The sequence below is a fragment of the Clostridium autoethanogenum DSM 10061 genome, from assembly GCF_001484725.1.
Lineage (GTDB): Bacteria > Bacillota > Clostridia > Clostridiales > Clostridiaceae > Clostridium_B > Clostridium_B ljungdahlii.
The window spans coordinates 455,427-469,969 of the sequence record NZ_CP012395.1 but is presented as its reverse complement, the minus strand read 5'-3'; the positions used below and the strand labels follow the sequence as shown (position 1 = coordinate 469,969).

Here is a 14,543-nt window from a genome sequence, read left to right as displayed (position 1 = left end):
TGATTGGTTTGACTGCAGTAAATGAATTATTTAACAAAAATATTAAGGTCATTAACTTAGGATTAGAATCTTTCTGTAAAGATTTGAAAGATCAACATGTACCATGTATTCATGTTAATTGGAGACCACCAAGTGAAGCAAGCAAAGGACTTTCTCTTTTAGAAGACGAAGGCATAGCATCTAAAATTGAAAAAGCTAATAAAGAAGCAATAGATAGACTTCTAGCTGCAAAACCAATACTTATTGGAGTAGGTCAAGCTGGGAAAGTAATACCTGGCATGACGAAAAAAACAATTCTTCATGCAGGACCACCAATAACATGGGATAAAATGAGTGAACCAGTTAAGGGAGCTATAATTGGTGGACTAATTTACGAAAAGTTGGCATCAAATGAAGAAGAGGCAATTAAATTGGCATCTTCCGGAGAGATAACATATGATTGCTGTCATCATCATTCAACAGTTGGTCCAATGGCAGGTGTGGTTACGTATTCGATGCCAGTTTGGATTTTAAAAAATAAAACTTTTGGTAATTACGCATATTCCACATTTAATGAGGGATTAGGCAAAGTATTAAGATTCGGAGCATATAGTAGTGAAGTTATAGATAGATTAAATTGGATGCAAAACTCACTTGCACCAGTACTAAAAGCAGCTTTAGAGATAAAAGGAAGTGTAGATTTAAAAACAATAATAGCACAGTTCCTTCAGATGGGTGATGAAGGACATAATAGAAATAAAGCTGCAACGTCACTTTTGTTTAGAGAGCTTGCACCAGCAATTGTAAAAACTAAATTTTCAGATGAACATAAGGCATCTGTCTTAACATTTATTGATAAAAATGATCATTTCTTTTTAAATATTTCCATGCCGGCTTGTAAATGTAGTTTAGATCCATTAGAAGATATTGAATATTGCACAATACTTACCGCAATGTCCAGAAATGGAACTGATTTTGGAATTAGAGTGGCTGGCACAGGTAAGAAATGGTTTACAGCTCCTTGTGAAATGGTAAAAGGGTTATATTTCCCAGGTTTTAGTGAAAGCGATGCTAATCCTGATCTTGGTGATAGCTGCATAACTGAAACAGTTGGAATTGGCGGTTTTGCCATGGCAACAGCACCAGCAATTGTTAAATTTGTAGGGGGAACGCCAAAAGATGCAATTAATTATACAACCACTATGTATGAGATAACTTATGCAGAAAATAATGCATACAAGATACCAAATATTAACTTCAGAGGTACACCTACTGGAATAGACATGAGGAAAGTCATAGAAACAAGAATACTGCCTGTAATAAATACTGGAATTGCCTGCAATAGAGCGGGAGTGGGACAGATTGGAGCGGGAGTAGTCAATCCGCCAATGAAGTGCTTTGAAGATGCACTTAAATCGTTTATTAAAAAATATAATTTAAAATAAATGGAGGGTATATTATGAATATTATTGATTCTTTCAAAAATGTACAAATGTATGATTTAACTCAAAAAATTAGCCATTTAACGCCACCATGGCCAACTTATGAACCACTGCAAATCAAGTTTTTCAAAAGACTTTCATCAAATGGTGCAAATGGTCAGGTATTAACTCATTCTAATCATGTAGGTACTCATCTTGATGGTTCGCTGCATTTTTGTACTCATGGAAGAGACATTTCATCTATTCCACTTGAAGAATTAGTAGCACCAGGAGTTGTTGTTGATATTTCTGATATAGCAGAAGACTACGGAATATATACCTCAAAAGATATTATGCAAAGAGCGGATGTTAGAAAAGGTGACATACTAATAATCCATACTGGTTATCACAAATATGCATGGGATGAGCCAGAAGCTGATGAAGAAAGAGTAATGATGAGACATCCAGGTCCAACAAAAGAATTCTCAAAATGGTGCAGGAAAATGGAATTCAAATGGTTGGGAGTTGATTGTGGTTCTGCAGATCACCCGATGAATACAAAAATCCGTGAATGGGCTCCAAAAGAAGCTAAGAAGGCAGAAAAATATTTGAGAGCTAAATATGGTAAGGGAATTACAGATTTTTGGCCTGATGAAGACTATCAGTTAATGCATTATGATTTGTTCCCTTATAATATCGTACATGCTGAAAATTTAGGTGGAGATATTGATAAGGTATTGGGAAAGAGATTAGTAATAGGATGCTTCCCATGGAGATTTGTAGGTGGAGAATCCTGCATATGCCGTATAGTTGCATTTGATGCTAAATAATTAAATTAGAGATGAAAAAATTTAAATCAAATAGAAAGGATGTTAAATATGATAGTAGATAAAATGGAACAAAGTTTAAGACCAGTTGAAACACCATTGGCACAATATCCGCCAAAGGTAATAACTATGGCTAGTGGAGATAAATTAGTAATTCGTCAAATTAGAAGGGATGAGGTTCCTCATATATTAGAAGCAGTTAGACCTTTAATGACAGTAGAAAAAGATTTTTATGATATAGTTGCATCTAGAATATATTCAGAATTATTAGGATATTACAGATATAGAGTTAAGGATGAATATTGCTTAATTGGAACTATAGATGGAGTTATAGTAGGAATTGTTAATGGTCGTACTGTTAATGATAAGGTTGGAATGTCTTATCATACTATGACATTAAGACAAGGACTTAGAATAGGAGCACAGTTATTTGCAGCTAAAATGGAATACCATCTTGATATCTTAAAGCAAGAAGAAGTTTGGATAGTGGCAGAAAGTCCAAATGGATTTAAAAGATGGATGATTGAATATGAATTAGAATCAAGACCAGAAACATGGCACGAATTAGGCGGCGTACCAACGTATGTATTAACTAGGGCATTATGGGAAAGACATAAAGCTGATAAATTAGCTGGACGACGCCCGGTAAGTGCTGAACTGTTAAAGACTGCTGAAAACCCAATCCTCCCAGAAACTTATGCTCAGATTCCGGGATATAAAAGATGCGCGAAGTAGGAATTGTTGGTGTTGGTCATACTAATTTTGGTAAATTTTCAGGGGGGACTTTTATCGATATGATCAGTATGGCAGCTGTAGAAGCACTTGATGACGCCGGCATTAAATTAGCTGAGGGACAACACGGAATAGATCAAGTTTTTGTAGCTACAATGGGCGCTGGTATATTAAATAAACAAAGTGGTATTGCATCTGCACTTGTAGACACTTTGAATTTAAGACCAGCAATGGCTGAAACTGTAGAAAATGGTCCTGCATCCGGTGCTTCAGCAATAAAACTAGGTTATATGGCAATTGCCAGTGGAATGTGTGATGCTGTTCTCGTCGTTGGTGGTGAAATGATGAGGGTTGTCAGTGGATGGGAAGGCACAGACTTTGTTGCCACCATGCTTCATCCTGAGGCAGAATACAATTATGGTATAACGCTTCCAACGCTTGCAGGAATGTTTACAAGATTATGTATGGAAAAATACGGAATTACAGAAAAGGATTTAGCAATTGTATCAGTCAAAAATCATGAAAATGCACTGCATAATCCGGTAGCTCATCTTCATATAGTACCAAATCTTTATGCAATTACTGAAGATGAAGACGCTGGCATAGTTAATCCTTATGTGGCTTCTCCACTTAGATTATACTCAGTTTGTCCAGTTTCAGATGGTGCAGCAGCAGTTTTGCTGTGTGCTATGGATAAAGCTGATAGATTTGCAAAGAAACCAGTTAAAATTGCTGGAATTGGTCAAGCTACAGATACACATGCAGTAGCAGAAAGAGAAGTATCTACAGATTTACTTGCAGTAAGATTGGCAGCGCAAAATGCATACGAAATGGCAGGATTAAAACCTGAGGATATTGACGTAGCAGAACTCCATGATGCATTTCAGATACTTGAAATTGTGGAATCTGAAGAAGTTGGTTTCTTTAAGAGGGGTGAAGGCCACATAGCAGCTAGAAATGGTGAAACAAAAATTGGAGGTAAGATTCCAATAAACACATCAGGAGGCTTAAAAGCAAAAGGTCATCCACTTGGTGCAACGGGAGTTTCACAAGTCGTAGAAATCGTAAAACAACTGAGAGGGGAAGCAACTGGTCGTCAGGTAAAAGACGCTAAGGCTGGGCTCGCTGTAAATTTCGGTGGATTTGGCAATAATGTTGTAGCAACAATACTCACAAAGGAGGCGGAGTAACTATGGATGAAAAAATGTACGCTTACAAATGTACAATCTGCGGGCAGCTCCACCATCCAAAGCATTTTGTATGTAAAAAATGCGGTAATAGATCATTTGAAGAAGTTCCACTAGAAGGTGAAGTAACACTTTTAACTTACACAAAAGTGTATAATCTTCCTGAAGGATATATGAAACCATATTTATACTTTGGCATAGTTAAATTTGAAAATGGTCTCACAGTAAGCGGCCAATTAGAAGTAGATAACCCCGTCATAGGAATGAAACTCATATCAACAGTAGGAGTTGTCAAAGAAGGCACAAATAATGATTGCTATGGGTTTATTTTTAAAGATATAAGATAAGTAAAGAACATTAGTGGTTTAATTATTAAAACACCCCTGATAATATAGCATGATTATACGTAAATGCATAATATTTTAGGGGTGTTTTGTGAGTATTATTAATTAGGAGGAATAAAATTGCAAGATTTTCAGTATATAAAGCCTAAAAATTTGAAAGAAGCTTTAGAACTGATAGATAAATTTGGCAAAGAAGCCAAAATGTTAGCTGGTGGCACAGATATAATAGTTGGTCTTAAAGGTAATGTAGTACATTGTAAATATCTTGTTGACATAAAAGGTATAAATGAACTAAGCGGTATAGAATATAATGAGGTTGATGGATTATCTATTGGATCCCCAGTTACCCTAAATGAGATAATTGAATCTGATAAAATTGGAGCAAGTTATAAAATATTAATTGATGCTTCTAAATCTCTTGCTAATGCTTTAATAAGAAATAGAGCTACATTAGTTGGAAATATATGCAATTCATCACCTGGAGGAGATATGCTTCCGACTTCACTTGTGTTAGAAGGAAAAGTTTGCATTTCATCAGTAAACGGTAACAGAGAAATACCCCTTAAAGATTTCTTTACTGGAGTTAAGAGAAATGCATTGAAAACAAATGAAATGGTGACAAAAGTTATTTATCCACCAATAAGAGGAGAAGGAAAGTTTATAAAGAAATCAAGAATAAAAGGACATGACCTTTCACAAATAAGTGTTGCTGGATATTTAAAGGAAAATGGAGACTTGAAAATTTCATTAGGTGCAGTTGCTCCTACACCAATTTTAGTTGAAGATTTTGATAACTATAACAATAAAAACCTTATAGTAGATAAAAATAAAATTGCTGATAAAGTTATGAGTAAAATTAATCCGATTGATGATGTAAGAGCAACGAAAGAGTACCGATTAGCAATGGCTAGGTATTTAACCTGTGAAATTCTAAAACAGCTAGGGGAGGGAAAATAAACATGATGGAAAAAATACATTTGTTTGTTAATGGAGAAGAAATTTTTGAAGAGATACCTTCAAATAGCACCCTGCTTTGGTTTTTAAGAGAGAAACTTGGATTAACAGGAACTAAGGAAGGATGCGGCGCAGGGGAATGTGGCGCTTGCACCGTTATTTTAAATGGTAAAGCTGTTAACTCTTGTTGTGTTATGGCATTAGAAGCTGCAGAGGGAGAAGTACAGACAATTGAAGGTGAAGCAAAGAATGGAAAATTGTCAAAACTTCAAAGAGAATTTATTAAGCATAATGGACTCCAATGTGGTTTCTGTACTCCTGGAATGATAATGTCAGCTAGAGCATTATTAATTAGGAAACCTCATCCTAAAAAAGATGAAATTAAAGAAGCTATGCAGGGAAATCTATGTAGGTGTACAGGTTATGAGGCAATTATAGAATCTATTGAAGCAGCATCAAAGGATGGTGAATAATATGGACTATAATTATGTAGGAAAAGGAATCCCTAGGATTGATGGGGTAGAAAAAGTTACTGGGGAAGCACAGTATGTTCAAGATATAAGCTTTAAAGGTATGCTTTATGCAAAAGTCAAAACAAGCCCCTATGCGCATGCATTAATTAAAAGTATTAATACAAGTAAGGCTAAAGAATTACCTGGAGTAAAAGCAGTTTTGACTGGCCATGAGGCTTATCAGAAGCTTGGTATATATATTGTTGATAAACCAATACTTGCTGTAGATAAAGTAAGGTATTTTGGTGAAGCAGTTGCAGCAGTTGCAGCCGTTAATATTGATATAGCTGAAAGAGCAATAGATCTTATTGAAGTTGAATATGAACCTTTACCAGTTTTACTAGATGTTGAAGAAGCAGTAAAACCTAATGCTATTTTAATTCATCCAGACTTAGGAAATTACAAAACTATTCCAGGCGTATTTTTCCCAGAAGCAAACACAAATGTATCAAATCACTTTAAGTTAAAAAAAGGTGATATTAAAAAAGGGTTTGAAGAATCGGACTTAATAATTGAAAATAAATTTTATGTACCTCAAATACTTCATGTTCCAATGGAAACTCATTCAGTAATTGCAAAATGGGGTACAGGTGATAAGATAAAAATTTGGAGCAGTGCACAGTCACCATTTACACTGCGTAATTTGTTTAGTATTGCTTTAAATATACCAATGGAGAATATTGAAGTTATAGTACCATATATAGGTGGTGGTTTCGGAGGAAAAGCAGGAATTCACCTTGAACCATTAATTGCACTTCTTTCTAAAGCTTCAAACGGAAAGACAGTAAAATTTGTAGCAACAAGAGAAGAAGAAATATCAACGCTGCCTTGCAGACAGGGTCTAGTTGCTACAATTAAGACAGGAGTTAAAAAATCAGGAAAAATTGTAGCAGAAGAAATTGAATATCTTTGGGATGCAGGAGCTTATGCAGATTACGGTGTTAATATCACAAGAGCTACCGGTTATTCTGGAGCAGGTCCATATGATATAGAAAATGTTAAACTAGATTCCGAAACTGTTTATACAAATCATCTGTTTGGTACAGCATATAGGGGATTTGGACACGCAGAGATTTTCTGGGCTATTGAAAGACAAATGGAACTAGTTGCTAAAAAATTAGGTATAGACTCACTTGAGTTTAGGCTTAAAAATCTATTAAGACCAGGATCTATTACTATAACAGGTGAACCCATTCATGAACAATCTGGAAACGTTATCAAATGTATAAAGACTGTAGCCGATAGAATAGGATGGGGAAAACCTAAATCAGAAGAAGAAAAAGTATTAGAAAAGAAAACGGGTAAATACAGGGGCAAAGGTATAGCTGTTTTGCATAAGGCACCTGCAATGCCGAGTAATGCAGCTACATCAGCTATTGTTCAAATGAATGAGGATGGATCTATCCGATTTAATGTTGCAGGTATAGATATGGGACAGGGGTCATATACAGCAATGGCTCAGATTATTGCAGAGAGACTTCATTTGCCTATTGAAAAAGTTCATGTAGTATTTGAGACAGATACGGATGAAGCACCATATGATTGGCAGACGGTTGCAAGTCGTATGACAATACTTGCAGGTAATGCCGTAATTGAAGCATGTAATGATTTAAAGGAACAAATTTTTGATATGGCAGCAATTGTATTGCGTGCAGCTAAACATGATCTTGCACTTGGTGATGAATGTGTTTATGTAAAACAGTTTCCAGAAGAAAAAATATACTATAGTGAAATTGCAGTGGGGTATACCTATCCAAATGGAAACGGAATCGGCGGCCCGCTAATTGGTAGAGGCAATAGTATAGCTCAAGGGTTAACAATTTTAGATCAAGAAACAGGACAGGGAAGACCGGCTTTAGATTGGACTTTTGGTGCTCACGCTATGGAGGTTGAAGTAGACACTAATACAGGAGATACAAAAATTATAAAAATTGTAACAGCTATAGATGTAGGCAAGGTTATTAATGAAATGGCAGTTAAAGGACAAATAGTTGGTGGAGTTGTTCAAGGAGTGGGGACGGCTATTTCAGAAGAACTTAAATATAACAAGGAAGGCAAATTATTAACTAAAAGTTTTGTCGATTACAAAATTCCAACAATGCAGGATTTACCAGGCTCTATTGAGGTCTACTGCATTGAAACTCCACAACTTGATGGGCCATACGGGGCAAGAGGATGTGCTGAACATCCAATGATATCTATAACATCTGCTATGGGAAATGCTATTGCAGATGCTACAGGAGTTGAATTGTTTGAAACTCCATTTACAGCTGAAAAAGTATATAAAGCATTAAATAAATGTAAGCACTAAATTTGATTTATTTCAGTGCAATATTGCATATCTAATGATACTGCACTGAATTTAAATAAATAATTTATAGGAGTGTTAATTTATGAGACGTATTGTAGGAATTCATGAAAAGCTGCCAGTACTTGAGACTATACCTCTTAGTTTTCAACATTTGACAGCTATGTTTGGTGCAACTATCTTGGTCCCATTACTATTAGGCATAAATCCAGCAATTTGCTTACTTATGAATGGTATCGGTACATTGGTTTATTCCTATTTTACTAAAGGTGGAATTCCAGCATATTTAGGTTCAAGTTTTGCATTTATTGCTCCTACTCTTTTAATTATTGGCTCATTTGGTGGAGTTAGTCATGCTCAATCTGGGTTTATCTTTTTTGGTTTATTCTTTATCGTAATGGCCCTTATTGTAAAAAAATTTGGGATAAAATGGATTGATGTGGTAATGCCTCCGGCTGTAATGGGCGCAGTGGTTGCTGTCATAGGACTGGAACTTGCTCCAACAGCAGCAATTCAGGCAGGACTCGCTCCAGCTGCAACAGCAGTTGGTAAAGTAGTTCAGCCATATGTTGCTGACCCTCGTGTTATTGGAGTTGCTATGTTTACATTGGCTATTGGAATATTTGGTTCAGTTTTATTTAGAGGATTTGCGCAAGTTATACCAATTCTTATTGCTGTTATTTGTGGTTATCTTCTTGCATTTGCAATGGGGATGGTTGATACAAAATTAATTACAGCTGCAAGTTGGTTCCAGATTCCTCATTTTTCAGCACCTGTATTTGATATCAATGCTATATTTATAATTGCTCCGGCGTGTCTTGTCGTGCTTGCTGAGCACATAAGTCATTTAATAGTTACTGGTAGAATAACCGGTTCAAATCTATTAGAGGATCCAGGACTCTGGAGATCACTTCTTGGAGATGGTATTAGCAACGTTATTTCAGGTTTTACAGGATCAACACCAAATACAACTTATGGTGAAAATATAGGAGTTATGGCTATAACTCGTGTTTATTCTGTATGGGTTATTAGGGGAGCTGCTATTCTTGCAATTATTTTCTCATGCTGTGGCAAAATAGCTGCTACTATACAAGCAATTCCTGAACCTGTTATGGGTGGAATTACAATGCTTCTTTATGGATTAATAGCTGTCCAAGGTATTAGAATGTTTGTTGAAGAAAAAGTTGACTTTAGTGTAAACTATAACATGGTTTTAGGTGCAATTACATTTGTTGTTGGTGTAAGCGGAGCTAGTGTTACAATTGGAACAGTACAATTTAAAGGCATGGCATTTGCAGCTATAGTTGGTATTTTATTATCAATTTTTTTCTATATTTTAGGAAAATTAGGAATAATGAATGAAGAATACAAAATAAGATTTGATGACAAAGACAAAAATATTCAAGCATAAACACAATAGGAATTAATACGAAGTTTCGGAGGATATAAATATGTTAAAAATTGTTGTCAGTCTTGGAGGAAATGCACTTCAGAAAAACCCAAAAGATAAATCGGCAGAAGCTCAACTTAAGACATGTAAGGATACTGCCAAATCAATAGTAGATCTTATAGAAGATGGGAATGAAATTATTATTACACATGGAAACGGTCCACAGATAGGACAGATTATTTTTGCATATGAGAAAGCACAAAGAGAAGATGAATTAAATCACGTTATGCCTTTCCCTGAATGTGGTGCTATGAGCCAGGGATACATTGGATATCACTTGCAGCAAGCATTAAAACAGGAGTTAAAGAGGAGAGGAATAAGTAAACAGGTTGCAACAGTTATTACACAGGTTGTAGTCGACAAAGACGATTCAGGATTCAAGAATCCTACAAAACCAATTGGGTCATTTTTCACGAGAAAGCAAGCTGAAAAGCTTATGAAAGATAACGGATACTCAATGAAAGAGGATGCAGGCAGAGGCTGGAGACGTGTCGTAGCATCACCAATGCCAAAATCTATTGTGGAAGATGAAATTATTAAAACACTAGTTAAATCAGGACATGTAGTAATAACTGTAGGAGGCGGCGGAGTTCCAGTAATTGAAAAAGATGGCGATACAATTGAAGGAGTTGCAGCTGTTATTGATAAAGATTTTGCGTCAGAAAAAATTGCAGAAATAATTGATGCAGATATTTTGTTAATATTAACTGCAGTTGAGAAGGTTGCAATAAACTTTAATAAAGGCAATCAAAAAGACCTATTACAAATGGACACAGAAGATGCTCATAAATATATTGACGAAGGACAATTTGCACCAGGTTCAATGTTACCTAAAGTAAGGGCTGCTGTCATGTTTGCTGAATCAAAGAAAGGAAGACGAACTATTATAACTTCTCTTGAAAAAGTTAAAGAAGCACTTCATGGTAAAACAGGAACAGTAATAACTAATAAACAGTAAAAATTAAAAAATGAACCGGTGATTTCAATGTTAGATGAAATTACTGGTTTTTATTTAATAAAATAAAAAGCAATTTGCACGTATTATGTTAAGGGGAGTGGGAATATGAAAATTAAAACTGTATCTGTATTAGGTACTGGAACAATGGGGCATGGAGTAGCATTATTATGTGCCCAAGCAGGATTAGATGTATTATTGTATGGAAGGTCAGATAAAAGTTTAAACAAAGGAATGAAAAATATAGAATCAAGTTTAAAACTTTTTAAGGAAAAAGGTAAATTTCATAACAAACAACCAGAAGAAATTCTATGTAAAATAAAAGTTGTTAAAACAATTATAGAGGCAGCTCAAAGTGCTGATTTAGTAATTGAATGTTTAGCAGAAAATTTAGAGCTTAAACAAGATATTTTTAAAGAGTTAGATGAAATTTGCCCTAACAATATAATTTTATCGAGTTGTACGTCAGGATTATTACCAACAGATATAGCTAAGAATACAAAGCATCCGGAAAGAGTAGTAGTTGCTCATTTTTGGAATCCACCACAATTAATTCCTCTTGTAGAGGTGGTGCCTGGTAAAAGAACATCAGATGAAACAATGAAAATAACTATGGAATGGGTTGAATTTATAGGCAAAAAAGCTATTAGAATGGAGAAAGAATGTCAAGGCTTTATTGGAAATCGACTTCAGCATGCACTTTTAAGAGAGGCTTTATATATAGTAGAACAGGAATGGGCAAAACCAGAAGAGGTTGATAAGGCTATTGAATATGGGCTTGGAAGAAGACTACCTATTACAGGACCAATTTGCACTGCAGATTTAGCAGGGCTTGACACAGTTAATTCAATAGCTTCTTATTTATTAAAAGATCTTTGCAATTCAAATGAGCCTTCCAAATTAATTAAAAGCAAAGTTAAAAATGGAGAATTAGGAAGTAAGAGCGGACAAGGATTCTACAATTGGGCACCAGATACTTTAGAAAAGAAACAGAAAGAACGGGCAGAATTGCTATTTTATTTTCTAGAAAGAGATAAAGAAAAATTTATGTTGACAAACAAATAAATATAGTTTACACTATAGTACAATTAAATAAATAAATTTCTTATCAAGAGAGGCAGAGGGACTGGCCCTATGATGCCCGACAACCTGAATTTATATTCAAGGTGTTAATTCCAGCAGGTAAAACCTGAGAGATGAGAAACAAGAGGACATAACTTCCTGAAGTTTCTAACAGGAAGTTTTTTTATTTTTAATAAGACATGTTAAATATTTTAATATGACTCATTACTCTTTGAGCACTCATCCGATTTTAAAATAAGAAGTTTTATTTAAAATAATGTATTAAATGTCTATTGGTTGACTAGACAAACTAGAGGTCAAGTTTCATTTATTTACATAGAAAAGTTTTGAGGGCAAGATTTTTCTATGGTGTGAAACCTGGCCTTTTTTTATCCGATGACTACCTGCTCTAATACTACCCTCTTATCCAAGTGGGAGTAAAGAGCAGCTACGTCTCTGGATAACGAGTTCTAAGCATAAGATGGAGTTAAAACTCCATCTTATGCCAAGAACTTTGTTTATTTAAATAATCAATGGACTAAGATGCAGTTAAGTAAAAATTTATTGGAGGATGATAGAAATGGGAAGATTATTTACATCAGAATCAGTGACAGAAGGTCATCCAGATAAGATTTGTGATCAAATAGTGGAATATGAAGGTGAAAAACCTGTAAGAGTGGATACTGTATTAATTTCTTCTCAACATGATGAGAATATAACTCATGATAAAATTGAAAAAGATTTGATAGAATTCGTTATTAAAAGTGTAATACCACATAAATTTATTGATTCAAATACAAGATATCTTGTAAATCCAACAGGAAGATTTGTAAAAGGAGGCCCTGAAGCCGACTCAGGTCTTACAGGTAGAAAGATAATAGTTGATACCTATGGAGGATATGGAAGACATGGTGGTGGTGCATTTTCTGGAAAAGATCCAACGAAAGTTGATAGATCAGGAGCCTATGCTGCAAGATGGGTAGCAAAGAATTTAGTAGCAGCAGGAGCTGCAGATAAAATAGAAGTAGAAATTGCTTATGCCATAGGAGTTGCAAGACCGGTATCAATTAGTGTAGATACTTTTAATACAGAAAAGATTAGCAAAGATAAAATATTAGAAATTATAAATAAACTTTTTGATTTAAGACCTGGGGCAATTATAAGAGATCTGGATTTAAGGAGACCTATATATATAAAAACAGCTGCTTATGGCCATTTCGGGAGAACTGATATAGATCTTCCTTGGGAAAGACTTGATAAAGTTAATGAAATAAAAAAAGAATTGGATAGTAGTTTATCCTTAAAAATTTAGTTGATCAGAAAACTGAAGGCTAAAGTAATTTAAATATTGCTTTGGCCTTTTTTATCCGATCGCTACCATTGCTAACACCCCCATTTTTTCAAAGCGGGGGATAAGCACTGCTACGCGCCTGGATAAGTTCTTCTAAGGTTCAGATGGAGAAAATGTATTCCTTATAAGTAAACTCCACCTGAATCTAAGAATCACTTGATGTAGAAAAGGAGATAATAAAATATGAGTAAAGAGCTTGCAACAAAATCTATTAGTGAAAAGACACTTACGCATCCTTGTTATAATTGTATTGCCCATAAATATGCAAGAATGCATATACCTGTGGCTCCAAAGTGTAATGTAAGTTGTAATTTTTGTAACAGAAAATATGATTGTGTAAATGAAACCAGACCTGGAGTAACAAGTGAAGTGCTAACACCTGAAGGAGCTAGAGACAAATTTAAAATAGTGAGGGATAAGGTAAGAAATTTGACAGTAGTAGGTATAGCAGGGCCTGGCGATCCTCTTGCAAATTTTGATGAGACTAAAAAATCCATAGAATTAATAAAGAAAGAATCAAAAGATATTACTTTTTGTCTTTCAACTAATGGTTTAATGCTTTCTTTTTATGCAGACAAATTAATAGAATTAGGAGTTACACATTTAACTGTAACTATAAATGCAGTTGATCCTAAAATAGGTGGAAAAGTATATAAATTTGTAAACTATTTAGGAGATACTTTTGTTGGAGAAGAGGCAGGAAGAGTACTTTTAAATAATCAATTGTCAGGACTTAAATATGCTGCACAAAAAGGAATAGTATGCAAAGTAAATATAGTTATGATAAAGGGAATTAATGATCTGCATATCCCTGAAATAGTAAAGAAAGTTAAGGAATGTGGAGCATATATGACGAATATTATGCCTCTTATACCTGTTAAGGGAAGTGTATTTGAGAATAATCCTACAGTAACTGAAGTGGAATTGAATGATATGAGAAGAGATTGTGAGTTAACATTAAAACAGATGTATCACTGCAGGCAGTGCAGGGCAGATGCTATAGGAACCTTGGATAATGATGTATCAGGCGAGTTTAGAGAAAGCACAGAAAGCTCACAAAACAGTGAAAACAACTTAGAGGATAAAAATGTAATTCAATTGAAAAGCCATAAGTATAGGTTTGCTGTTGCAAGCAAATCAGGTGTAAGTATAGATGAACATTTTGGACATGCAACAGAATTTTATATATATGATGTGATAAATGATGAAATCAAATTTAAAGAAAAGAGAAAGGTAAATAGATACTGCAGTGGGGGATATGATTGTGGAGAACATGAAGATAGAATAGAAAATATAATAAAAAGTGTAATTGACTGTAACGCAGTACTTGTGGTTAGAGCAGGATTTGAACCTATAGATAGACTACATGAAAAGGGAATAAGATTATTTCAAATGTACCAGGAAATAAATGAAGGTATAAGAAAAGCTGCAAAATTACTTAAAAAAGATGAGTAAAATAAT

At 34.7% G+C, this 14,543-nt stretch carries 13 protein-coding genes and 1 riboswitch; all 13 genes read left to right on the top strand.

Going from position 1 to position 14,543, the window contains the following annotated elements; all coding sequences use genetic code 11:
- Window positions 1-8 precede the first annotated feature (8 nt).
- The 13 genes from CLAU_RS02020 (at window position 9) to nifB (ending at window position 14,537) form a co-directional block, all read left to right on the top strand.
- Complete coding sequence (locus CLAU_RS02020) at window positions 9-1,424, top strand: YlbE family protein (RefSeq protein WP_023161832.1); 1,416 nt, start codon at window positions 9-11, stop codon at window positions 1,422-1,424.
- Window positions 1,425-1,438: 14 nt separating this feature from the next.
- Window positions 1,439-2,230: a cyclase family protein gene (locus CLAU_RS02015; RefSeq protein WP_013239013.1), complete on the top strand. Its 792-nt coding sequence runs from the start codon at window positions 1,439-1,441 to the stop codon at window positions 2,228-2,230.
- 48 nt (window positions 2,231-2,278) lie between these two features.
- Window positions 2,279-2,962, top strand: a complete 684-nt coding sequence (locus CLAU_RS02010; RefSeq protein ID WP_023161831.1) for a hypothetical protein — start codon at window positions 2,279-2,281, stop codon at window positions 2,960-2,962.
- Complete coding sequence (locus tag CLAU_RS02005; RefSeq protein ID WP_013239011.1) at window positions 2,950-4,149, top strand: thiolase C-terminal domain-containing protein; 1,200 nt, start codon at window positions 2,950-2,952, stop codon at window positions 4,147-4,149. Before CLAU_RS02010 ends, CLAU_RS02005 begins: the two co-directional genes overlap by 13 nt.
- A 2-nt stretch (window positions 4,150-4,151) precedes the next feature.
- Window positions 4,152-4,493, top strand: a complete 342-nt coding sequence (locus CLAU_RS02000; protein WP_013239010.1) for a Zn-ribbon domain-containing OB-fold protein — start codon at window positions 4,152-4,154, stop codon at window positions 4,491-4,493.
- 117 nt (window positions 4,494-4,610) lie between these two features.
- Window positions 4,611-5,447: an FAD binding domain-containing protein gene (locus tag CLAU_RS01995; protein ID WP_013239009.1), complete on the top strand. Its 837-nt coding sequence runs from the start codon at window positions 4,611-4,613 to the stop codon at window positions 5,445-5,447.
- A 2-nt stretch (window positions 5,448-5,449) separates the two neighbouring features.
- Window positions 5,450-5,917 carry a (2Fe-2S)-binding protein gene (locus CLAU_RS01990; protein WP_013239008.1) on the top strand — a complete coding sequence of 156 codons (468 nt, stop codon included), beginning with the start codon at window positions 5,450-5,452 and terminating at the stop codon, window positions 5,915-5,917.
- A 1-nt stretch (window position 5,918) separates the two neighbouring features.
- Window positions 5,919-8,267, top strand: coding sequence for a xanthine dehydrogenase family protein molybdopterin-binding subunit (locus CLAU_RS01985; RefSeq protein WP_023161830.1), 2,349 nt, complete (start codon window positions 5,919-5,921; stop codon window positions 8,265-8,267).
- Between the two features lie 82 nt (window positions 8,268-8,349).
- The gene (uraA, locus tag CLAU_RS01980; protein WP_013239006.1) at window positions 8,350-9,675 is read left to right on the top strand and encodes a uracil permease; all 1,326 of its coding nucleotides are present in this window, start codon (window positions 8,350-8,352) and stop codon (window positions 9,673-9,675) included.
- 40 nt (window positions 9,676-9,715) lie between these two features.
- Window positions 9,716-10,672 carry a carbamate kinase gene (arcC, locus tag CLAU_RS01975; RefSeq protein ID WP_023161829.1) on the top strand — a complete coding sequence of 319 codons (957 nt, stop codon included), beginning with the start codon at window positions 9,716-9,718 and terminating at the stop codon, window positions 10,670-10,672.
- Between the two features lie 105 nt (window positions 10,673-10,777).
- Window positions 10,778-11,734: a 3-hydroxyacyl-CoA dehydrogenase family protein gene (locus CLAU_RS01970; protein ID WP_023161828.1), complete on the top strand. Its 957-nt coding sequence runs from the start codon at window positions 10,778-10,780 to the stop codon at window positions 11,732-11,734.
- A 37-nt stretch (window positions 11,735-11,771) separates the two neighbouring features.
- Window positions 11,772-11,872: riboswitch (SAM riboswitch) on the top strand.
- Between the two features lie 430 nt (window positions 11,873-12,302).
- Window positions 12,303-13,043 carry a methionine adenosyltransferase gene (gene metK, locus CLAU_RS01965; RefSeq protein ID WP_122059868.1) on the top strand — a complete coding sequence of 247 codons (741 nt, stop codon included), beginning with the start codon at window positions 12,303-12,305 and terminating at the stop codon, window positions 13,041-13,043.
- A 222-nt stretch (window positions 13,044-13,265) separates the two neighbouring features.
- Entirely contained in the window at window positions 13,266-14,537 is a 1,272-nt protein-coding gene (gene nifB, locus CLAU_RS01960) for a nitrogenase cofactor biosynthesis protein NifB (protein WP_023161826.1), read from the top strand.
- Window positions 14,538-14,543 lie beyond the last annotated feature (6 nt).